Source organism: Govania unica, from assembly GCF_027920805.1.
Taxonomy (GTDB): Bacteria; Pseudomonadota; Alphaproteobacteria; order Sphingomonadales; family Govanellaceae; genus Govanella; species Govanella unica.
Map to the genome: position 1 here is coordinate 389,661 of NZ_JANWOI010000004.1, position 22,614 is coordinate 412,274.

Consider the following 22,614-nt stretch of genomic DNA (forward strand, 5'->3'; position numbering starts at 1 on the left):
ACGGTCCCGCCTGCGGGTATTGCGGAGAGATGGATTGCCGGTGTCCACGCCCGGCAATGACATGATTTTGGTTCCCGGCTGATCACTCAGCGCATAGAACGCATCCAGCTTCCCAGTAAAAGCACTCGGGCAGGGTTTCGACTTTCTCAAGGGAGTTGCCGACGCCCCACACATATATTGTCATACCCGGGCTTGACCCGGGTATCTATGGCGCCACCTGCTGTTATAGCGAAAAGATGGATTGCCGGTGTCCACGCCCGGCCATGACAATCTTATGTGTTCACAACTGATCAATCACCGCAAATACCGCATCCAGCTGAGCCCGGCCCAGAATTTTGGCGCGGGCGGGGGACCAGCCGTAGACGGGACTTGCGGTGGCGGTGGTGTCTTTGAATGGTTGTTCTAGCGTGAGAGCGAGTGCCTTGAAATGCTCGCTCACCCAGCTTGTGCACATGGTGAGATTGGCCTTGCCGGGGGCGACGCTCGGGTAACCCTTTTCGGTCTGGAAATCCGGGCTGGCCGCGACCAACGCCGTCTTATAGCGCTCGGTCAAATCATGGAGCCGGTCGTCCCAGGACGGAATGCCTTGGGCTGTGGCGACAAAATTATAGGGCAGTTCCTCGTCCCCATGCACATCGAGACAGAAGTCCAGCCCGGTCTTTTGCATCTCCGCCCGGATCAGGAACACTTCAGGGCTGGTTTTCAGATCCGGCTCCGCCCAGGCGCGATTGAGATTGGTGCCGACCGCATTGGTCCTGAGATGCCCCCGGCGCGAGCCGTCGGGGTTCATGTTCGGCGCCACATAAAACACGGCTTTTTCCAGCAGCACTCGCGCGACCGGATCGTTGCGGTCGAGCAGGCGTTCAAGCATCCCCTCGATCAGCCATTCGGCCATGGTTTCGCCCGGATGCTGGCGGCCGATGACCCAGATTTTCTTGGCCCGGGCGCGGTCGCTATTGCCGATTTCAAGAACATCGAGATCCTGGCCGTCCAGCGTGCGTCCCGGTACCGTCAGGCGCACCCGCGCGTCCATGATCATGCGGCTGATGAGGTCGGCATGGCGCTCCATGGAATAGGGCGCGAAATAGGCATAATAGACGGCATCGCGTTCGGGGCGGTGGCGGATGGTCAGGGCGCCGTCGCGGTAGCTTGTGGCGACGCGGAACCATGTCTTCCGATCATAGGAGGCGACGGCCTGATAGCCGGTCCAGCCGGGCGCATAGGCGGCGCCCCCGGCATTGGTGAGTTTCATCACGCATTCCTGTCCGCGTGCGCCGGACAGGCGGTAATAAAACCACTGGTAAAAATCGGACTGGGCGTCTTTGCGGATTTCGAGCTGAATCTGTTCCAGATTCTCAAGCGAGCGAACGACAATGTTGCCGCCGTCGAAGGCGTCGGTGATCTGTACGGTCAAGCAAACCCCCCATGCATTCGTATTTGTTGAAAAAGTCTAATGGCTTGGATCGTTGCACGCAATGGTGGATATACATCGCTTCAGGCGAGCGGCCAGGCCCGAGCCAGTATGGCCGCGCGGTCGATGGAGCTCGGCAGGCTGCCATAGGCGCGTCCGCGCCCGCCACTCATGCGGCTTTGCAGGAAGCCGTCGCTGACAACCGTTGGAGCATGGTCCAACAAAAGGGCGGCTTCGAGGCAGACAGCCATTTTTTCAGCCAGATGGCGGGCGCGGAGGTCAAGGCCCTCGCGGTCGCGCCAGTCGTCCCGAAGTTCGGCCACGGCGCGATCCAAGGCCGGGGCTTGGCCCTTCACGCGCTCAAGTTCGGCGAAATAAAGCTCAAGGGTTTCCGGGTCCTTTTCCACCGTGCGCAGGACATCGAGGCAGATCACATTGCCCGAACCTTCCCAGATGCTGTTCAGCGGCGCTTCCCGGTATAGTCGGGCCATGATGCTTTCCTCCACATAGCCGATGCCGCCGAGGCACTCCATGGCCTCATAGACAAAGCCGGGGGCGCGCTTGTTGAGATGATATTTGGCCACCGCCACCGCGAGCCGGGCGAATTTCGCCGCCTGCGGATCCCGGGCGCTGTCGTCATAGGCGCGGGCGACTCGGAACAGCAGGGCGACCGCAGCCTCGACCTCCAGCGCGAGATCGGTCAGCACCATGCTCATCAGCGGCTGGTCGATCAGCTTTTTCTGGAACGCCATCCGATGCCGCGTGTGATAAAGCGCCTGGGTCAGCGCCTGCCGCATCAGGGCGACGGCGGCCATGGCGGTATCAAGCCGGGTGTGATGCACCATCTCAAGGATGGTGGCCACGCCGCGGCCTTCTTCGCCAACCAGCGCCGCGCGCGTGCCATCATATTCAATTTCGGCCGAAGCATTGGACCAGTTGCCAAGCTTGTTCTTAAGCCGCTGGATGAAAAACGGATTGCGCCGCCCGTCCGGCGTCCAGCGCGGCACGAAAAAACAACTGAGCCCCTTGCCGGTCTGGGCCAATGTCAAAAAGGCGTCGGACATGGGCGCGGAACAGAACCATTTATGGCCCTTGAGGCTGTACCAGCCGCTTTCGGCCAAGGGTGTCGCGCGGGTGGTGTTGGCGCGGACATCGGATCCGCCCTGTTTTTCGGTCATGGCCATGCCGATGGTGACGCTGTCCTTCTCGGCCATGGGCAGCGGGCGCGGGTCATATTGCGGGGTCAGGATTTTCGCTTCCCAGTCGCGGGCGAGGTCCGGTTGCAGACGCAGCGCCGGGACTGCGGCATAGGTCATAGTGACCGGGCAGCAGGCACCGCCTTCGACCTGAGCGAACAGATATTCAAGCGCCGTATGGGCCACATGGCCACCCTCGGGCGCGGTCCAGGCGATGGACGGGATTTCAAATCCGACGGCGAGCGCCATCAACTGATGATAGGCGGGATGGAAACTCACCGCATCAATACGGCGGCCATAACGGTCAAAGCTCTGGAGTTCAGGCTTGTGGCGGTTGGCGTTGTCGGCCGCCTCGAAGGTATCGGCGCGGCCCATGATGGCCCCAAGGCTTTCGGTCTTATCCACAACCGCCGTCCCGCCCTCGCGCAGAAGCGCCTCCTGCAGCGCGAGGTCGAGCGCATAGAGATTGATGCCATCAAAGATCGGCGGCTGGTTGGTGACGTCATGGGTCGGAAGCTCGGTCATGGGATCTCGGGGCGTCATGCGCTATCTCCTGCTCGGCTTACTCTGAGGATAGCGTCAAAACGCGGATTGCGCGCCCCCTCTTGACGGCTTCCGCAACATCGTGTGTCTTGAGACAGGGCAGCTTGACCATGCAAAGGAGGACATATGAAGGGATTTTTCGGGCATCCGCGTGGACTGGCCATATGTTTCCTGACCGAAATGTGGGAGCGCTTCAGCTTTTACGGCATGAAGGCGCTGCTGACCCTTTATCTGGCCAAGCATTTCCTGTTCAGCGATCAGGCGAGCTATGCGGTTTACGGGGCCTATACGGCGCTCGTCTATGTGGGGCCGGTGCTTGGCGGCTATATGGCCGATCGGTTTTTAGGCTCACGCAAGGCGGTGACGCTCGGCGCGATCCTGCTGGTCATTGGCCATTTCGGCATGGCCTTCGAAGGTGTGCCAGCGGTCGAAAGTTTTGCCGCTGACGGAACCCGGACCATCATCAGCGATCCCTTCTATTTGCAGATGTTCTATCTGTCTCTCGCCTTCATCATCATTGGCATCGGTTTTCTCAAACCCAATATCTCGACCATGGTCGGGGCGCTTTATGACCAGAACGATCCGCGCCGGGATGCGGGTTTCACCATTTTTTACATGGGCATCAATATCGGCGCGGCGGTGGCGTCCCTGCTCTGCGGCTATCTCGGGGAGGTTTATGGCTGGAAATATGGCTTCGGTCTGGCCGGGTTCGGCATGCTGCTGGGGCTATTGATTTTCCGGGGCGGGCAAAAATATCTTGAGGGCCACGCCGAACCGCCAAGTGCCTCGGGGCTCAAGCAGAAAAGTCCGATCGGCCTCAACATTGAACATAGCATCTATGCCGGAGCGGTGGCGTCCATTGGGATTGCCTGGTTTCTGGTGCAAAGCTTTTCCCTGGTTGGCAATCTCCTCTGGATCTTCAGTGCGATTGTGGTGGTGGGGCTGTTGTATTTCTGCTTTTTCCGCTGCACCCCGGTGGAGCGCGATCGCATGTTGGTGGCGCTCGTGCTGATGCTGTTCGGCGTGCTGTTCTGGGCGCTGTTTGAACAATCGGGCACGTCGCTGACGCTCTTTGCGGATCGTAGTGTAAACCGCGATCTTTGGGGCAGCACGATCCAGACCTCGCAGTTCCAGTCGCTCAATCCGATCTTCATCGTGGTGTTTGGCTCGCTGTTCGCCGGTCTTTGGGTATGGCTCGGCCGGCGCAAGCTTGAACCCTCGACCCCGGCCAAATTTGCCTTTGGCATTATTCAGGCCGGGCTCGGCTTTCTCGTGCTGGTGTTCGGCGCGCAATTCGCCGACAGCAGCGCCAAGGTGGCGATGATCTGGCTGGTGCTCGCCTATCTGCTGCACACCACCGGGGAACTTTGTCTGTCACCGGTTGGCCTGTCCATGATCACCAAACTGTCGGTGCCGAAGATCGTCGGGCTGATGATGGGGGTCTGGTTCCTGTCGACGGCGGCGGCGCAATATATCGCCTCCCTCATCGCCATGGCCACCGGCACCCACGACGAGTCCGGCCTCGCCCTCTCGCCCGAGGCGGCGCTTGCGGGCTATATGGATGTCTTCAAAACCATCGGCATGGTGGGCGTCGGCACCGGGATCGTGCTGTTGCTACTGACCCCGATCCTACGCAAGCGCATGCACGGGATTCATTGAGGGCGGTTGCTGCCCTTCGAGACGCTGCGCTCCTCAGGGCGAACGGAGAATGTCCCAAAAGTTCCCGTTCGTGCTGAGGAAGCCCCGTCAGGGGCTGTCTCGAAGCACTGACCCTTTACCCGCCAAGCTCATCCCTCAGCATTTCGATTTCGAGCCACTCGTGCTCAAGGTTTTGCAATTTGGCCTGAGCGGCGTCGAGGGCGGCGCTGGTTTTGGCGAATCCGCTCGGGTCGCGGCTGTAGAGCTGCGGGTCGGCCAGGGCTTTTTCGGTTTTGGCGATCAGGTCCTGGGTGGCGCTGATTTCGCCGGGCAGCAGTTCAAGGCGGCGTTTGTGCTTATAGCTCAGCTTCGCCGTGCCTTTGTCAGCGGCGGGCTGGGCCGGGGCCGGTGATTTTCCGCTGGCGGCGGATTTTTCCTGGGCTTTGCGCTCCCGGCGCTGGATCAGATAATCGCTGTAGCCGCCGGGATATTCCAGGGCCGTGCCGTCGCCTTCAAGAACGATGGTCGAGGTCACCACGCGGTCGAGGAAGTCGCGGTCATGGCTCACCAGGATCAGCGTGCCGTCATAATCGGCGAGCAGTTCCTCCAGGAGGTCGAGCGTCTCCATATCGAGATCGTTGGTCGGTTCGTCGAGGATGAGAAGGTTCGACGGCTTGGCCAGAATCCGTGCGAGCAGCAGCCGGTTGCGCTCCCCGCCCGACAGCGCCGCGACCGGGGCCCGCAATTGTTCGGACGTGAACAGGAAGTCGCGGGCATAGCTTGCCACATGACGTTCGGCGCCGAGTACGGTCACATAGTCATTGCCGTCCGACAGGGCGTCCTGAACCGTTGCGGTCTCACGAAGCGCGCTCCGGGTCTGGTCGAGGGTGGCGATGGTCAGGCTCGCGCCGAGTTTGACCTTGCCTTCGTCTGGCTTGGCGAGCCCGGTCATGATTTTCAGCAGCGTGGTTTTCCCGGCCCCGTTCGGACCGATGATGCCGACCCGGTCGCCGCGGCCGATGCGGGTTGAAAAATCCTTGAACAGCTGGCGTTCGCCAAAGGATTTGGAGATATGCTCGGCATCGATCACGATCTTGCCCGAAATGCTGCCGGAACCTGCCTGCAGGCTGACCGTGCCGGTGCGTTTGATAGCGTCGGCCTTGTCCTGCCGCAAGTCCTGCAAGCGGCGCAGGCGGCCCTGATTGCGTTTGCGGCGGGCGGTCACGCCACGGGCCAGCCAATGCAGTTCCTCGGCCAGTTTTTTCTCGAACCGCTGGGCTGCCTGTTCTTCCTCGGCATAGACCTGTTCGGCCCATTCGTCGAAGGCGGCATAGCCCCGGTTGGTGCTGCGCACGAGCCCGCGATCAAGCCAGAAGCTGGCCCGGCTCACATTGCGCAGGAAGGTGCGGTCATGGCTGATGACGATGAAGGCCCCGGCAAAGGATTTGAGCTTGGTTTCGAGCCAATCGATGGTGGCGAGGTCCAGATGGTTGGTCGGCTCATCCAGCAGCAGCACGTCAGGATCGGCGACAAAGGCACGGGCGAGCGCGGCTTTGCGCGATTCGCCGCCGGACAGCGTGGCGGTGGAGGTATGCGGATCGACCCCAAGCTCGGCCAGCATGAGCTCAACCAGATAATGGTCGTCCCGGGCATTGGCGGGCAGACCGTCGGCGACAAAGGCTTCGACCGTGTCAAAGCCGTCGAACACCGGCTCCTGCGGCAGATAGACGATATGGGTGCCGGGCTTGACGAAGCGTTCGCCGCTGTCGGGCTCCATTTCGCCGGCGATGACCTTGAGCAGGGTCGATTTTCCCGATCCGTTGCGGCCCACAAGACAGACGCGATCATTGGCTTCAAGCACAAGCTCAACCCCGGAAAACAGGGGATGGGCGTGGAGACGCAGACGGATGTCTTTAAGCGTCATAACGGGGGGAGCCATGGCGGTCTTTCATTTAAGGGTCCAAGGCCGTCTTTCCTGCCCGAGAAGTCAGGGAAAGGCAAGAACCCTCGCAGGGAAAGGCATAAGCCCCCTCGCGAGATTGTGACGTTGGATTGGCCTAACTGTTGCGTGGAACATGCTATTCTGAAGCTCAATCACCGTCACAGGTTCAGCCATGTTGATCCGTAACCGCCAGATCCTGAGTGAAAATGATGTCACGCCCGAAGCGCTTTATGTGAACCGGCGCGCTTTTATGGTGGCGGGCGGGGCGCTTGCGCTTGGGGCGGCGTTCCCGGCGTTCGCGGCACCGGCTGCGGCCCCCTCTCTCGGGACGCTGGCCCACAGCCGCTTCAGCACGACGGAGAAGGAGACGCCGCTCACCGACGTGACCCATTATAACAATTTTTATGAATTCGGGACCGACAAGGAAGATCCCTCCCGCAATGCCGGGACCCTGCGGCCAAGGCCCTGGAGCCTGATTGTCGATGGCGAGGTCGCGACGCCGAAAACCTTCGATATTGACGCCCTGATGAAAGCCATGCCGCTTGAGGAGCGCATCTATCGCCTGCGCTGCGTCGAGGCCTGGTCCATGGTCATTCCCTGGGCCGGATTTCCGCTCAAGGCCCTGCTCGATCAGGTGCAGCCGACGTCGAAGGCGCGTTATCTGGCGTTCGAGACGCTGCATGATCCAAAACAGATGCCGGGGCAACGGAGTGCCGTGCTCACCTGGCCCTATCGTGAAGGCCTGCGGCTTGATGAGGCCATGAATCCCTTGGCGATCCTCGCGGTCGGGCTTTATGGGCGGCCGCTTGAAAATCAGAATGGCGCGCCGATCCGGCTGGTGGTGCCGTGGAAATATGGCTTTAAAAGCATCAAGTCGATCACCCGCATCCGGCTGACCGAGCGGCAGCCGGTGACGGCCTGGAATCTGTCGGCGCCGCAGGAATATGGCTTTTACGCCAATGTGAACCCGACCGTGGATCATCCGCGCTGGAGCCAGGCCAAGGAACGCCGCATCGGGGAGTTTTTCCGCCGGGAAACGCTGATGTTCAACGGCTATGGGGAGGAGGTCGCGGGGCTTTACAAGGGCATGGATCTTAGGCGGTATTTCTGATGCGGCGACGTGATCCCTGGAAGGCGGTTCTATTTGTTATCGGGTTGGTTCCCGCCGCCTGGCTTGTGTGGCTTGTGCTGTCGGGCGGGCTTGGCGCCAACCCGATCAAGGAGGGTATTCATTTCACTGGCCTCTGGGCTATTCGTTTTCTCTGTCTCGCCCTGGCGGTGACGCCGTTCATGCGGTTGAGTGGCATCAAGACGATCATGCGCTATCGCCGCATGATCGGGCTTTATGCGTTTTTTTATGCTCTCCTCCATGTGCTGACCTATGCCGGGGTCGATCAGTTTTTCAACCTGCATGACATCTGGAAGGATGTGGCCAAGCGTCCTTTCATCATGCTTGGGTTTGCGACGTTTCTTATCCTGCTGGCGCTGGCCGTCACTTCGACTAACAAGATGGTGCGGCGGTTGGGCGGGCGGCGCTGGCAGGCGTTGCATCGTCTGGTTTACGGGGCGGGTATTATGGCTGCCATTCATTTCACCATGTCGGTGAAGGCGGATGTGACCGAGCCGCTGATTTATCTCTCGATCATTCTCGTTCTGCTCGCCCTCCGGATGGTGCCGGCGCTACAGCGGAAGCGGAGGCATGACCTGTCGGCCGCTTGATCTCCAAGAGTTTTTATGACGTAAATATAAGCTCATCAACGCAAGACGGGGGTCGGGGCTTGTCGCTGTCTTTCCTGTTTCGCACTGTGATTTTTCTGACATTGCCGGGTGTGGCGATTGCCGCCAGCCTTGACGGTTCCGCCATGTCCTGTTCAAGCCGGCCGCAGACGGCTGCGGGGCTGCGTCCGGATCTTCTCTATGGCAATCAGGTCAGTTATGACATTCGCCGCAATGGCGATCTGATCGGCCATCAGGAGACGCGCTTCAGCACGGAAAATGGCATTCTGCGCGTGGTGAACGAAGGCCGTCTCAAGGTCAAGGTCCTGTTCGTGACCGCCTATAGCTACAGCTTCGATTCCGTGTCGCTCTGGTGCGGGGAGACGATGACCAGTTTCGAGGCGCATGTGAATGACAACGGCAAGAAGAAACAGATCCTGGCCTCGGCCACGTCCGCGGGGATGCGTGTCAATGGTCCGGAAGGAGAGGTTCTGGTGGCGGCTCCGCTCTATCCGACCGAACATTGGAACCCGGCGACACTGAAAACCAGCCGCATTCTGAATAGCCAGAGCGGCCGCATTGACGCCGTGCAGGTGACTGATCTCGGGGAGGAGCTTATTGCCATCAACAGCGGTAGCCTGCCCGCACGCCACTACAGCTTCCGCGGCGATCTCGACCTTGATGTCTGGTATGACCGGGCCGGGCGCTGGGTCAAGCTGCGCTTTGTCACCAAGAAGGACAAATCGGTCATTGATTATATCTGTGACAGCTGCGCGGTTCCTGAAACCCCGGTGGCGGGAGGCCGGACGGCGGGGTGACGGTTAGGCCGCCGCCCGCTTACGGGGTGAGCTTGGACGGCGCGACAATCGCCGGCGCAACGCTTCCTGACGCTTGCGCGACAAGGGATAATTCCACATAAGCCCGATGGCCGCGAATTTAAGCGCGGCAGGCACCGTCGCATAAAGCACCATAAGCATCATGAGGGCGGGCGGGCTGTTGGTCGTGCCGTCGGTCACGAAGCCCGTGGCATCAAGCAGCGGAAAGGCGCAGCCGATGGCGAGAGCCAGCGCGAGCTTGGTGGCCATGCCCCAAAAGGCGAAAAACAGCCCGGCGCGTTCTTCGTGGGTATGCAGGCGGTCGATGTCAATCACATCAGCCTGCATGGCGGGCGGCAGCGCGAGATCGGCGCCAAGGGCCGCGCCGGTGATGGCGCAGACAATGGCAAACAGCCAGACGTCGCCCGGCCCCACAAGCGGCACCAGCAAAAAGGTCAGGCTGGCACCGGTCATGATGACGCTCCAGCTCTGATGTTTTGACAGTCGCTTTGACAGCTTGGCGCAAAATGGCAGAGCCAGCACCGCCGAGGCAAAATAGAGAAAAATCAGCGCGTCCCGGGTCTCGTGCGGGACGGCGAGGACATATTTGATATAAAGCGGCAACAGAATGACGGTCAGGGCATTGGCGGTGCCGTTCAGAAACCAGGCCGTGACCAGCCGTATGAACAGGCTGTTCTTGGCAATGGCTTTCAAGGACGCGCGGGAGAAATACGGCTTGGCCGAGGGTGGGCGCGGCCGTTCCGGCACCAGCAGAATGAGAAAAATCAGCGCCGGGGTGCCAAACATGAAGGCGATCCAGACGATGCCCTGCCGACTGGCCTCGTCATCCAGCTCCATATAGGACAACAAGAACGGTGCGATCGAGGCGACCAGAATGCCGATCACGCCGCAGGCTTCGCGCGCGGTGGTGATCCGCGTTCGCCCGTCATAGGTTTCCGAAAGCTCGGCCCCCCAGGCATTATAAGGCACCGTAACAAAGGTCCAGCCCACATAAAGCACGACGGACCAGGTCAGAAGATAATTGATGTCCGCCCCCGCAGGCGGTGAAAACAACCGGTAGAGGCCAAAGCCCGCGGCAAGGGCGCCAAGAATTACCCAGGTCTTGCGCCGTCCCCAGGGCAGGGGGAAACGGTCGCTGATGATGCCGGCGAGCGGGTCGCTGATGATATCGAAAAAGCGTGCGATCAGCAGCGCCGCCCCCACCGCCGCAAGGCCTAGTCCCATGTCCTCGGCATAAAGTCCTGGCACATGAATGGCGACGGGGATGGTGGGGATGGCAAAGGCCGCCGCCGGCAACGCATAGGCGAGCAGGGACATGCTGGTGATCTGGCGTTCCTTGAACATGACCCTCGATGCGGCTGTGGTGGACGTACTCTGAAACTCTGACAGCACTTGCCGCGATCATACTCCGACCGTTGCCGGAATCGACCAGGAAATTAAAGGCGTTATATTATATAATTTTATTGACCCGGGGCCGGTCAGGCGATGTCCGTGACATGAAGCTTGTCAAACTTGGTGAATTTGGCAAGTTCGGCCTCTGTCGGGTTGGCGAGGTAAAGCGCACGGAACCAAAGAATAGCCAGAAAGCGGGCGGCATCGCTGGTGGACGTGAATTCGGACATGAGGGCCGGATTGCGTTCCACATAAAGATCGAACAGGAATTTTTCGACCAGACCGCCCAGGGCATAGGCGATCGCAAAGGCTTCAGGCTCTGAAAGGTTTACGGCAACGGCGCGTTTGCGAATATTGTCAGCGATATGGGTCATCCAGTCCTGGTTGACCTCGCTGTAAAGATCGTGAAATTTCGGGTTGTCCTCATCGAAATGCAGCAGGCTGCGGATGAGGCCGGGGTGCGCCTGATAAAAATCGGCAAACCGTTTGTTGGCATAATAAAGCGCGGCAAAGGGTTCATGCGGGCGGGTCGGGTCGGCCTCGAAATGGCGACGGATGCTGACCATATCGCGTAAAGCTTCGAACACGAGGTCGGCTTTGTCATTGAAATAATGGTAAACTAGACTGATGTTGACGTCAGCCTCAAGGGCGATATCGGTCAGGCGCAGGCTGCGATAGCCTTTGTGCTCAAGCGCCCTGAGCGCCGCTTCCTTGAGCTTTTCCCGCGTGCGGGAGCCTTTGCGGGTGGGCGGCAGCGGCGTCTTTACCGTGAGCTTGCGCGCCGGATTAACGATCCGGGTGACGAGGCCCGCGCGCTTTCCCGCCTTATTGCCTGTCGGTTTGGGCAAAACGCGCTGCTTTAGGTCTAGGGTGCCCGCCTTTTCCGGCGGGCTGATCCTGTTCGCATCCATGTGAGCACTACTCTGAGGACCCTGATATGTTGCAAGGATGGTCGCAGCGTATCGCTTTTTCGTATGAATGAAAAGTAGTGTTACACACCTACTTAGGGTTGTGGGCCTGATCCAGTGCGGCTCGTAATAGGCTCATGTCGCCGACCTGATTGGCCAGGATCAGAATGAGCCGGGCATTCAATGCGGCGCTTTCGGCGGCGCTCAAACCCTGATGGGCTTCGATCAAGGCTTCATAAAAGCAGTCGGGGTCCGGAAGACGCGGGCTCAGGTCCAGGGAGGATGAGGTCATATCAGGCGGCCTCCTCGGAATTCTGGGCTGTGCCGGGATTGAGCGCGCGGTCTTGGGCAGCGCGCACGAGCGTGGCGTCAAAGCTCCGCCAACGGGCGCTCACATGATGGTCTGGCCGCAGCAGATAGGTGGTACCGGGTCGGGCGTCATAGCGTCGCGCGAGATGCCCCTCCGGATCGGCAAGTCTGCGGGCCCCGGTCAGGTCCGGTCCGACCATGTAGACGGCAATCGGATTGTTACCCTCCAGCAGCGGGGAGATATCCGGGGCAGGGGCATCCGGGTCGGCAAAATGCAGCAGCACGAAATCGCGGGTTTCCTGCCCGATCAAGGACAGAAACCACTGGTCCTGTCCGGCGGCGATGACATGGCCATCGGCGGCCACAGAGCCCGGCTGCAGAACTCCGGAGAAATCCTCCTTATCGGGCGAATTGAGCGCTGACTCCCGCAAATGAGCCGGGACCGACAGCCGCCCACTGTTGACCATGCGCTGGGCAAACGGGCAGCTTGCTGCGAGTTCAAGCACGGCATTGCGGAACAGGCGGCTGATATCGCTTTTCGGGGTGATGAAATCGGTTGCCCGGGTGGAGTTCAACAGGTTCTCCCGTGCCGCATAGACGCGTTCGCTGTTATAGCTTTCAAGCAATTGAACCGGGGCCCTGCCGTTCAAGATCAGGGCCAGCTTCCAGCCGAGATTGTCGACGTCCTGCACCCCGCTGTTGGCGCCGCGCGCGCCAAAGGGCGATACCAGATGGGCGCTGTCTCCGGCGAAGATCACCCGGCCATGGACAAAACGGTCAAGTCGGCGGCATTGGAAGGTATAGATGCTGCTCCATTCAAGCTTGTAGTCCACATCGGCCCCCATCATGGCGCGGATGCGGGTGTCGATGCGCAGGGGGTCAAGCTCGGCCTCGCGGTCGATGTCCCAGCCAAGCTGGAAATCCAGCCGCCACACATCATCCGGCTGGCGATGCAACAGCGCCGATTGACCGCGATTGAACGGCGGATCGAACCAGAACCAACGCTCGGCCGGAAAATCGCCTTTCATCTTGATGTCGGCAATCAGAAAATGGTCTTCGAAGATGCGGCCTTCGAATTCAAGGCCCAGCATGTGGCGCACCGGACTGCGCGCGCCGTCGGCAGCGATTACATAATCAGAAGTCAGGCGATAACTGCCGTCCGGGGTGTCCACCGTGATCTCGGCCCGCTCGGCGGTTTGCGTGACGGCGGTGACTTTGCTTTTCCAGCGTGGGGTCTGGCCCAGTTCAGCCAGCCGGTCGAGCAGAAATTCCTCGGCGTAATATTGCTGCAGATTGATGAAGCTCGGATATTTATGGCCATCCTCGTCACGCAGGTCGAAGGAATAGACCGGTTCCTTGCCGTCGCCGAAAAAGATGCGGCCGGTGTCCCAGCGCACACCTTTTTCAACCATGCGATCGCCGCAGCCAAGCCGGTCCCAGATCTCAAGCGTGCGTTTGGCATAACAGATGGCGCGCGAGCCGTGGCTCACGCGGTCATCATCATCGAGCAGCAGGCAGTCAACGCCGCGCAACCGGAGGTCGATCGCCATCGACAACCCGACCGGCCCCGCCCCGGCGATGATCACCGGGATATGTTTGACCTCACCCGTTACCAACTCCGGCGGAGCAACGAACGGGTAGGTTTTCATTTTCCGATCCCCTCAAGCGACAGCCACATATCCTTGTCGCGCTCGGCGGTCCAGATGCGCGGATCGCGGATGCCGTTTGCTTCGTCATAGGCGCGGGTGACGTCGAACGGCAGGCAGTGATCGAAAATGACCCACTGGCCGTAAGTCGGTTTGAGCGCGTCATAGGTGTCGCGGTAAACGGCATTCAAATCCTTGCCCGCCGCCACGCCAGCCTTCACCGCATTGAACATGTCGCTGACAAAGGCGCGGGTGCCGCGAATGGCCTCGGCCACGGTCGCGGGGGTGGTGAGCGCGTCGCCGCGTCCGGGCACGAGCTTTTCGGGCTTCAAGGCTTCGATATTATCCAGCGTCTGCGGCCAGTCGGTGAGGTAGGCATCGCCGGTATAAGGCGTTGCGCCATATTCCACGAGATCGCCGCTGAACAAGACCTTTTCATTCGGCAGCCAGGCCACGGTGTCGCCCTTGGTATGCCCGCGCCCAAGCTGCATGAGCTTGACCTCGGTCTTGCCCATGAAGATCGACATTTCACCTGAAAAGGTAATAGTCGGCCAGGTCAGACCGGGCACGCTTTCGGCGTCATTGAAAAGCCGCGGGAAACGGTCATGTTCCGATTTCCAGTCCTGTGCTCCGCGCTCGACAATCAGGTCATAGGTGTCGCGGCTGGCGATGATCTGCTCAGCCCCATAAGCGCTCGCGCCAAGAACACGCACAGCATGGTAATGAGTCAGCACCACATATTTGATCGGCTTATCCGTGACCGTGCGAATTTTCGCAATCACGTCCTGAGCCATGGTCGGCGTCGCTTGGGTATCGAGCACCATCACGCCATCGTCCCCGATGATCACCCCGGTATTCGGGTCCCCCTCGGCAGTATAGGCATAGGCATTATCCGCAAGCCTGGTGAAGCTCACGGTCTTTTCCTCAAGATCGGCTTGAGAGGCGAATTTTTTGGTCATGATCGGGGCCTCCGGACTGTTATGCGGTCATTGGACATGAGCATGACATCTCGGTGGGCCGTTGTCTGTCCCCGTTAATGGGGACAGAAAGACTGGATCCTGTCGCTGCGCTCAGGATGACGGGAATTGGGAGTCTAATCTGTGATGCAGCCAATGTGCCGTGGTGGCAGCCAGTCTTACTAATCAGCCTTACTATTCTGTCTTACTATTCTGTCTAGTCTGTCATTGCCGGGCTTGACCCGGTAATCCATGGTCCAATCAGCAAGAAAGCAGCCAGATGGATTGCCGGGTCAAGCCGGGAAATGACAGTATCTTTATATACTCACTGCTCATCCTGAGCGTCCGCGAAGGATCTCCCTTCCCGGAAAACTCAGAATGACATGACGTCCTCAGGTCTTCCGGATCGAAGTTTTCTGACTGCCCGAACCATGTTCAAGCCTCGATATGCTGGGCGGCTGTGTCATAGGCCCGGCGAAATTCCAACGGGCTAGATATATTGAGAATTGGAGCATGGGTTGCTCCCGAACCCACAACGATGATGCTTCCATAGTTCAGCATGCGTCCGAAAATGCCCTGATTGACACGTAAGGACTCGATTTTTTTGAAATTGATCTCAATGGTGTTTCTGGAAAAAATGCCAAATTTCGCGATGACCCGTTTGTTGGTAATAACAAGTTCCGTGCTATAACGCATAAGAAATGGCCAGCAGATCAATAATATAACAATGAGCAAACAGGCTATATTCTTCAGAGCTGGTAATATAAGTAAGGCAGCAAGGACGAAATTTAACCAATATTTTACTAAAGAAAGTCTCCCTTGATAGAAAACTTCTTCGCCTTTCGATAAAACGCTCTCGACATAGCTAGCCATGGGAACCCCCTTTTTCTATAAAAATAACCCCACAGTATAATATGATATATCAATTAAATAATGAACGATAAAGTCGTCATAACTCTTTTTAATTGAGGATCGTGCGTATGCCGGCAATTGCTGCAGGAGCCAAAACGGGTCGGGCATCGGCCATACCTCCCCTCACCCCCGCTTCGCCGCCCCAAACAAAGCGAAAACAATTCACTCTGCCCCGTGATCCCCAAATCCAATGCAATGGCTTCTGACGAAAGTCCAAGCAAGACCCGCGCGCAGATTTCGCGTTCGTGGTTGGTGAGTTTATTGAATGGGAGACAGTGATCAAAAATGGTTTCACTCGCCGATTGTCCGCAAGCTTGGAGAATCTCAAGGGTTTCCTTAAGATCATGACCATCAGATTGTTATGCTATTTTTGAAATATAGCATGATCTTGGGGAGGGGGGCTGTTCCTACCATCGAGGACAGGGGTAAAAGACTGGATCCTGTTGCTTCGCTCAGGATGACGATTTAATGATAGAATTTAGTATTTACTGACATCTTGAGCAGAGCGAATTATTTCTAGTTATATGGTCGCGAATTAAATATTAAGTGATAACACTTAGGGCTTTTCTAAATTTTTATAAACTTATTTATCAAGATTATACGCACGCGCAGAATTTTTTTATTTTCTTATTCTGTATAGCTTCTTATATTTTTCGTTTTTATGCGTAAATACCTCTTACGCAATCATATTGATCAGAGTAGTCCAAGGGTTTTGAAGCTTGCATGGCCGCTTTTGGCTATAATCAAATGGTCATGGACAGCAATATCGAGTTTTGCTGCCGCTTCCTTCAGCTTTCGCGTGATCTCAACATCTTCTTTTGAAGGTGTGGGGTCGCCGCTTGGGTGATTGTGCACAACAATTATAGCTGTGGCTCCTATCTCGAGGGTTCGTTTGATGACTTCACGAGTATAAAATGGAGTCTGATCAACCGTGCCGTAGCTTTGTACTTCGTCTAGCATGAGCATATTGTTTTTGTTTAGAAATAGAATTCTTAGCTGTTCCTCATGTTCATGGGCCATTGCGGAACGGCAATAGCCGATGAGAGCTTTCCAGGAGCTGATAACTGGCTGGTCCATTATCTCTTCGCGTTGCAGTTCTATGGCCGTTGCTTTGATAATTTGGAAGGCTGCCATGATGTCATCGTTTATGCCCGGAATTTCGGCCAGCCTTTTCCGGGGGGCGCTAAGAATTGATCCCAAGCTGCCGAATTTTTTGCACAGCTCTGTAGTCATTGCTTTTATGTCGGACTTTGGATCGGTAATGCTGATGAGAAGCTCAAGGAGTTCATACTGAGTAAGGATAGCTCTACTCTGGGTGAGAAATCGGTCTCGCAGACGCTCTCTGTAGGTTGGTATGTGCCAAGTGTTCTTTTGGAAGTCCCGCGCTCGGTTTGGGCGGGAGCCGCTACATTTAACCTCTTTTCGTTTTCGAGTTAAATGGGGAGTGTTGTTCTCTGTCTTTGGCCATGACTTGATGTCGGATCTCTCATTATTTGGCGAAGATAAAGCACTAATACTTAGACTATCCACTCTAACAGACATTGGTAACCCCCTCGTATCCTATTGATTGGTATAGAGTACAAACAAAGTCGCGTGGTAATTGACGGTAGGTGAGGTGTAGTTAATTTTTAATGAAGGCTATTTAGGTATTTATATATTTATTCCTGTGCAATTATTTCTAGGGAATCTATTTAAGTGGTTCTTTGTTTTGGAGAATTTTTGAGTAATTTTCTGGTCTTTGAAATTTTTTATGGATATTTACACCATAAGATATAGTTAATGGGGTGTTTTATTAAACGCAAAAAGTGTCTATTATTAATCTAATTCTATTTTTATTTGATTTTTAGTTATGCTCTTTATGACGAATCGATGGGGTGTCATAATTCCATGCCCTCACCCCCGCTCCACCGCCCCCAAACAAAGCGAAAACAACTCACTCTGCCCTGTAATCCCAAGCTTCTCATAAGCTCGCTTGCGATAGGTCGTCACACTCGACGCCGCGATCCCCAAATCCAATGCAATCGCTTCCGACGAATACCCCAATAAGACCCGCGCGCAGACTTCGCGTTCGCGGTTGGTGAGTTTATCGAAGGGTGGGGCGGCACGGCTGATGATGCTGTGGACGACGGATTGCACGTTTTGGCTTTGGGCTTGCGGCAACAGGCGGCGATGGGCGGCGATCAGGTTGGTGACGAGCGGCAGCAGCGCGCGAAGCTGCTCCCAGTCTTCCGGGGAAAAGCGGCCGCTGTCCTGCAGGCGGTAGAAATTGCAATAGACCGTGCCTGATCCTGCCGTCGCGCTGGTTGAGGCCTTGTCGATCAGGCCGCTTTTGCCAAAAAATTGTTCGCGATAAGCGGGGGCATAGGCGCCTTCCATGCCATGGTCGATCAATTCGCCGGGCTTGAGGGTCTGCATGATCGGCAGGTTCGGGTCCTCTGCATAGCCACCGCCCATATAGGCATCGGTTAGCGTCTGCACGGCTGCGGCATCGAGACGGCTTGAGGTGAAAAGATGCCCGGCCTTGCCGCCAGGATCAAAGGTGAAAACGGCCACATGATCCACCGGCAACAGACGGTTGAGAAAGCCGAGCAGGCGATCTTCGAACGCGGGCAGGCCGAGCGCTTCGGTGACGTTTGCGAGGTCGGGCAGCCAGTCGGGCACGGTCATTTCGCGGGGGCTCCGGCGGTCACGCCACGCTCACGCATGAGATTGCGTGGCACGAATGGTTTGACGAGTTCCAGCCGATACTCGCCGATGCGATCTTCGGGTTTGCGCGGCCAGATATTGTTGCTGGTATCACTGTCGGCAGTTTCGAGATAGGGATCGAGGGTGACGGATGTGATCTCCTTTTTGAGGATCAGAAGTTTGGAGACTTTTTTCGGATTCTGCCGCCATAGTTCCGCAGGCAGGCGAATGATCTCCCGGCTGCCGTCACTATGAGCGATGTCAAGAATGATCGGCATCACCAGACCGCCGAGATTGGAAAATTCCAGCATGTAAAAATAATCGCCGCTGCTGCGGAGCAGCGCCTGATCGGCCTCATCAAGGGTGGCGGGGGTGTCGTCGTCGCGCGCTTCGGCCTCGCCATCCGGACCGTTGTAAAAATCCTTCAAACCGGGATAGCGATCGACGCGTCGGGCCAGAGTACTGTTGCGTTGTTCGGTGATGGAGGGCGGCAGCGGTGCAGGCGTGTCCTTCTTTGCATCCCGGGACTTTTCCGGTGCTTTGTCATTGACCACGGATTTGTCATCAATGCGCAAGCGCCGCACGCTGTCGATGGCGATATCCACATAATCGGTGCTATAAAACCAGCCGCGCCAGAACCAGTCGAGATCGACGCCGGAGGCATCTTCCATGCTGCGAAAAAAGTCGGCGGGAAGCGGGCGTTTGAAGGCCCAGCGATGCGCATATTCGCGAAATGCCTGATCAAAAAGATCGCGGCCAAGGATGGTCTCGCGCAGGATGGTCAGGGCTGCCGCCGGTTTGTTATAGGCCTCCCCACCAAGCCGCCTGAGCGAGTCCGCCCGCGTCATCACCGGCGTCTGATAGGGGTTGAGCGCAGGCGCTGCGATTTGCCGGGGTTCGCCGCGCAGGCTCGGATAATTTTCTTCCCAGGCCTGCTCCGCTACATATTGAACGAAGCTGTTGAGGCCTTCATCCATCCAGGCCCATTGTCGTTCATCGGAATTGATGATCATCGGAAAATAATTATGGCCGACTTCGTGCACGATGTTGGAAATCAGCTCGTATTTGGTGGCCTTGGCGTAAGTCGTGCTGCCGTCCGCGGCGGTCTCGGGGCGGGAGCCGATGAAGGACAGCATGGGATATTCCATGCCGCCCACCGGACCGTTGACCGATTGCGCCACCGGATAGGGATAGGGAAACAGATAGGCCGAATATTGTTCGATGGCGTGGGCAACGGCGGCAGTCGAATATTGCGTCCACAGCGGCATGGCTTCGCGCGGATAGAACGACATGGCGAGCGTCGCGCCGCCGCCCGGCACTGCCACGCCCCAGGCGTCCCAGGCGAATTTGCGTGAACTGGCAAAGGCGAAATCGCGCACCATGTCGGCGCGGAAGATCCAGGTGGCTCTGCGGGCCGAACGGTTTTTCTCCGCTTTTTCGGCTTCGTCCGGGGTGACGATGAAGACAGGTTCCGGGGCGGTGCGGGCGCTTTGCAGGCGGGCTCGCTGTTCGGCCGTCAGCACGGCTTCGGGGTTTTGCAGGGTTCCGGTGGCGGCGACCATATGATCGGCTGGCACGGTGATCGCCACCTCGTAATTGCCGAACTCCAGCGAGAATTCTCCGGTGCCGAGAAACGGTTTGACGTTCCAGCCGCCCTGATCCGTATAGGCGGCGATGCGTGGAAACCATTGCCCGATTTCAAAAATGTCATTGCCGTCGGCGGGAAAGAATTCAAATCCGGCACGACCGCCCATGACGTTTTGTTCGGGAATATTATAGGACCAGTCGATGCTGAGGCTGACCACTCCACCGGGTTTGAGCGGCTGAGCCAGATCGACCCGCATCATGCTGTTGTGAATCTGGGTTTTGAGCGCTGCGTTCCCGTCGCCCCGTACAGCCTTGATATCAAACCCGCCGGGAAACCGGGTTTCGGCGATTGCGGCGCGGAGGGCGGCAAAGGTGAAGCGGTCGCCATAGCCGGGCGCGGCCAGCACCTGATCGGCATGGGGTTTGAGATCGTTCTGATCAAGTTGAACCCAAAGATAATGCAGGATATCGGGCGAGTTGTTGCGGTAAGTAATGGTTTCCGCGCCACTGATGCTGCGCTTGCTTTCATCAAGGGTGACGCGGATTTTATAATCCGCCTGCTGCTGCCAATATGCGGGGCCGGGGGCTCCGGATGCGCTGCGGGTCGTGCCGGGGGTCGGCAACAGATCGTCAAGCGCGCGGAATTTATCCTCGAATTCGATTTTATGCGGCGGCTCAGCGGGTTTGCGCTCCGCCGCAGCGAAGCTGGTCACAGCAAGGACGATAGCCATGGCCGCAGAGATTGTTTTCATGATGGCCCTTCTTGATCCCTGATCCCGTTCGGGGATGCTCAGGATAAAGCGCTGCCACCGCCCTGTCAGCCCCGCACTTCAGGCACCGACCAGATTGCCCAGAAACTGCCGGGCGCAGGCATCCCAGGACTGACTGAGCGCATGGGCCCTGCAATCCTCCCGCCGCCGCCGGAGCGCGCCTACTATGGCCTGCCCGAGGTCGCTGTCGAGGCAGCCGGCCGGGCCCGCGCCGATCACATCAAGCGGCCCGGTCACCGGATAGGCAGCCACCGGCGTGCCGGACGCGAGCGCTTCCAGAAGCACGAGGCCAAAGGTATCGGTGCGGCTCGGGAAGACAAAGACGTCGCTTGCGGCATACAGATCGGCAAGCTCATCGCCATATCGCGGCCCAAGAAACAGCACCTCAGGATAACGGGCGCGCAAACTCGCAAGCTGCGGACCGGCGCCGACCACAACCTTGCTGCCGGGGGCCTCGCAATCAAGAAAGGCTTCGATGTTCTTCTCCACCGCAACCCGGCCCACATACAGGAGGACGGGTTTTGGCAGGGCCAGAAACTCCGGCGGAAGCTTGGCGGTCAGCCGCCGCCCCGGGTTGTAATGCTCCACATCGACGCCGCGCGACCAGCGGCAGCTATGCAGGATGCCATGCTGCGCAAGGTCCTGCGCGACACCCGCCGTCGCGCACATGATGGCGGCGGAGGGCCGGTGAAACCAGCGGATGAACCGATAAGTCCAGCTGATCGGCAGATGAAAGCGCGCCTCCACATATTCGGGGAATTTGGTGTGATAGGCGGTGGTGAATTTCAATCCATGACGCAGGCAATAGGCGCGGGCGGCAAGCCCAAGCGGTCCTTCGGTGCTGATATGAATATAGCGGTCTTCTTGGTCGCCGAGCGCCGCCTCCATCACGCGCGTGAACTGACCGAACAACGGCAGCGACAGACGGATTTCCGGATAGGTCGGGCAGGGCAGGCTTTTGAAGGATTGCGGGGTGATGAATGTCACTTCATGGCCAAGCCGCGCAAGCTCGCGTGCCGTGGCCTCAAGGGTACGGACGACGCCATTGATTTGCGGGGCCCAGGCATCGGTGACGATGATGACGCGTTTGGTCATCACACAGTCGCCATGACCGGCGTACCGGCCTTGGATCCTGTTCTGCCGCTCGGCATTTCCTCGGCCCAGCGGATGATCCGGAGCGCGCCTGAAAAATCCTCCACCAAAGCCGTGCAGCTTTCGACCCAGTCGCCATCATTCGCATAGGTGATGCCGTCCATGTCGCGGATTTCAGCGTGATGGATATGGCCGCAAATCACCCCGTCCATGCCGCGCCGCCGGGCCTCGGCGATGATCAGATTTTCAAAGCTTGCGATGAAGGCGACGGCGTTCTTGACCTTATGCTTCAGATAGGCCGACAGCGACCAATAGGGCATGCCAAGCCGCCGCCGTCCGCGATTGACCAGAGTATTGAGATGAAGCGACAGCATATAGGCCATGTCGCCAAGATGAGCGAGCCATTTGGCATATTGCATGACGCCGTCGAATTCATCGCCATGGAACACCAGAAAGCGGCGGCCGTCGGCGGTCACATGGATGACCTCGCGCTCGATGGCCACATCGCCAAAGGCAAGCCCCGCATAGGGCCGAAGCGCCTCGTCATGATTGCCGGGGATATAGACGACGCGGGTGCCTTTGCGGGCCTTGCGCAGGATTTTCTGCACCACGTCATTATGGCTTTGCTGCCAGTACCAGGACCGTTTGAGCGCCCAGCCATCGACGATATCGCCCACGAGATAAAGCTGTTCGGACTCGGTATGTTTGAGAAAACTTAGCAACAGTTCGGCGTTCGCGCCGCGTGTGCCCAGATGAATGTCGGAAATCCAGATGCTGCGATAGCGGTGTTTGGGGATCTCGCTGTCCGGTGTTTCCGGCTTGTCGCTGTCGGGCCACAGAAATGGCGGCAACAGGGGTGGCATCTCACGAAAGGCGGCGGGGAACGGTCCGGTGCGGGCTTCCGCAGGATCGCCAGCGGTGATGGCCATGGGGCTTTGTCGTCCCTTAACTGAGTGCTTTATCATTGCGCGCACCATCGCGCGAGCAGGTGACCTCCTGATGACAGTTTGGCGACAGTTTCATGACAACCGCAGGCGCTCAACCTCCCACACCATATATTTGTCATTACCGGGCT

At 58.0% G+C, this 22,614-nt stretch carries 18 protein-coding genes; 4 read left to right on the forward strand and 14 right to left on the reverse strand.

Going from position 1 to position 22,614, the window contains the following annotated elements; all coding sequences use genetic code 11:
* Positions 1-280 precede the first annotated feature (280 nt).
* Both NYP16_RS12580 and NYP16_RS12585 read right to left on the reverse strand, forming a co-directional pair.
* A complete protein-coding gene (locus NYP16_RS12580) occupies positions 281-1,414 on the reverse strand; it encodes a M14 family metallopeptidase (RefSeq protein WP_274944506.1) in 1,134 nt (377 codons plus the stop codon).
* Between the two features lie 80 nt (positions 1,415-1,494).
* Positions 1,495-3,150: an acyl-CoA dehydrogenase family protein gene (locus NYP16_RS12585; RefSeq protein WP_274944507.1), complete on the reverse strand. Its 1,656-nt coding sequence runs from the start codon at positions 3,148-3,150 to the stop codon at positions 1,495-1,497.
* 126 nt (positions 3,151-3,276) lie between these two features.
* Here NYP16_RS12585 and NYP16_RS12590 point away from each other — a divergent pair, with 126 nt between their 5' ends.
* Positions 3,277-4,809: a peptide MFS transporter gene (locus NYP16_RS12590; RefSeq protein ID WP_274944508.1), complete on the forward strand. Its 1,533-nt coding sequence runs from the start codon at positions 3,277-3,279 to the stop codon at positions 4,807-4,809.
* A gap of 115 nt (positions 4,810-4,924) precedes the next feature.
* On the opposite strand, the gene NYP16_RS12595 is transcribed toward NYP16_RS12590, so the two are convergent.
* Complete coding sequence (locus tag NYP16_RS12595) at positions 4,925-6,727, reverse strand: ABC-F family ATP-binding cassette domain-containing protein (protein ID WP_274944509.1); 1,803 nt, start codon at positions 6,725-6,727, stop codon at positions 4,925-4,927.
* Between the two features lie 175 nt (positions 6,728-6,902).
* On the opposite strand from NYP16_RS12595, the gene msrP reads away from it, so the two are divergent.
* Genes msrP through NYP16_RS12610 form a run of 3 tightly spaced genes read left to right on the forward strand, consistent with a single transcriptional unit; the run spans position 6,903 to position 9,264 of the window.
* Positions 6,903-7,841, forward strand: a complete 939-nt coding sequence (gene msrP / locus NYP16_RS12600; RefSeq protein ID WP_274944510.1) for a protein-methionine-sulfoxide reductase catalytic subunit MsrP — start codon at positions 6,903-6,905, stop codon at positions 7,839-7,841.
* Positions 7,841-8,449 (forward strand): protein-methionine-sulfoxide reductase heme-binding subunit MsrQ, encoded by a 609-nt coding sequence (locus NYP16_RS12605; RefSeq protein WP_274944511.1) that lies wholly within the window; start codon positions 7,841-7,843, stop codon positions 8,447-8,449. The genes msrP and NYP16_RS12605 overlap by 1 nt, the downstream gene beginning before the upstream one ends.
* 59 nt (positions 8,450-8,508) lie before the next feature.
* Complete coding sequence (locus tag NYP16_RS12610; protein ID WP_274944512.1) at positions 8,509-9,264, forward strand: DUF6134 family protein; 756 nt, start codon at positions 8,509-8,511, stop codon at positions 9,262-9,264.
* A gap of 3 nt (positions 9,265-9,267) precedes the next feature.
* Here the strand turns inward: NYP16_RS12610 and NYP16_RS12615 are convergent, their stop codons facing one another.
* From NYP16_RS12615 to NYP16_RS12665, 11 genes are all read right to left on the reverse strand, one after another.
* The gene (locus NYP16_RS12615; RefSeq protein ID WP_274944513.1) at positions 9,268-10,626 is read right to left on the reverse strand and encodes an MFS transporter; all 1,359 of its coding nucleotides are present in this window, start codon (positions 10,624-10,626) and stop codon (positions 9,268-9,270) included.
* A gap of 134 nt (positions 10,627-10,760) precedes the next feature.
* Complete coding sequence (locus NYP16_RS12620; protein WP_274944514.1) at positions 10,761-11,522, reverse strand: TetR/AcrR family transcriptional regulator; 762 nt, start codon at positions 11,520-11,522, stop codon at positions 10,761-10,763.
* A 151-nt stretch (positions 11,523-11,673) separates the two neighbouring features.
* Positions 11,674-11,874, reverse strand: coding sequence for a DUF2783 domain-containing protein (locus NYP16_RS12625; protein WP_274944515.1), 201 nt, complete (start codon positions 11,872-11,874; stop codon positions 11,674-11,676).
* A 1-nt stretch (position 11,875) separates the two neighbouring features.
* On the reverse strand, positions 11,876-13,540 hold the full coding sequence (locus NYP16_RS12630) for an FAD-dependent oxidoreductase (protein WP_274944516.1): 1,665 nt from the start codon (positions 13,538-13,540) through the stop codon (positions 11,876-11,878).
* Positions 13,537-14,496: an MBL fold metallo-hydrolase gene (locus tag NYP16_RS12635; protein WP_274944517.1), complete on the reverse strand. Its 960-nt coding sequence runs from the start codon at positions 14,494-14,496 to the stop codon at positions 13,537-13,539. Before NYP16_RS12635 ends, NYP16_RS12630 begins: the two co-directional genes overlap by 4 nt.
* Positions 14,497-14,928: 432 nt before the next feature.
* Entirely contained in the window at positions 14,929-15,366 is a 438-nt protein-coding gene (locus NYP16_RS12640) for a PH domain-containing protein (RefSeq protein WP_274944518.1), read from the reverse strand.
* Positions 15,367-16,098: 732 nt separating this feature from the next.
* Complete coding sequence (gene radC, locus NYP16_RS12645; protein WP_274944519.1) at positions 16,099-16,947, reverse strand: RadC family protein; 849 nt, start codon at positions 16,945-16,947, stop codon at positions 16,099-16,101.
* Between the two features lie 351 nt (positions 16,948-17,298).
* On the reverse strand, positions 17,299-18,072 hold the full coding sequence (locus tag NYP16_RS12650) for a helix-turn-helix transcriptional regulator (protein ID WP_274944520.1): 774 nt from the start codon (positions 18,070-18,072) through the stop codon (positions 17,299-17,301).
* Positions 18,069-20,429 carry a M1 family metallopeptidase gene (locus NYP16_RS12655; RefSeq protein ID WP_274944521.1) on the reverse strand — a complete coding sequence of 787 codons (2,361 nt, stop codon included), beginning with the start codon at positions 20,427-20,429 and terminating at the stop codon, positions 18,069-18,071. The genes NYP16_RS12650 and NYP16_RS12655 overlap by 4 nt, the downstream gene beginning before the upstream one ends.
* A gap of 78 nt (positions 20,430-20,507) precedes the next feature.
* Entirely contained in the window at positions 20,508-21,542 is a 1,035-nt protein-coding gene (locus NYP16_RS12660) for a glycosyltransferase family 4 protein (protein WP_274944522.1), read from the reverse strand.
* The gene (locus NYP16_RS12665; protein WP_274944523.1) at positions 21,542-22,468 is read right to left on the reverse strand and encodes a UDP-2,3-diacylglucosamine diphosphatase; all 927 of its coding nucleotides are present in this window, start codon (positions 22,466-22,468) and stop codon (positions 21,542-21,544) included. The genes NYP16_RS12660 and NYP16_RS12665 overlap by 1 nt, the downstream gene beginning before the upstream one ends.
* Between the last annotated feature and the right edge of the window lie 146 nt (positions 22,469-22,614).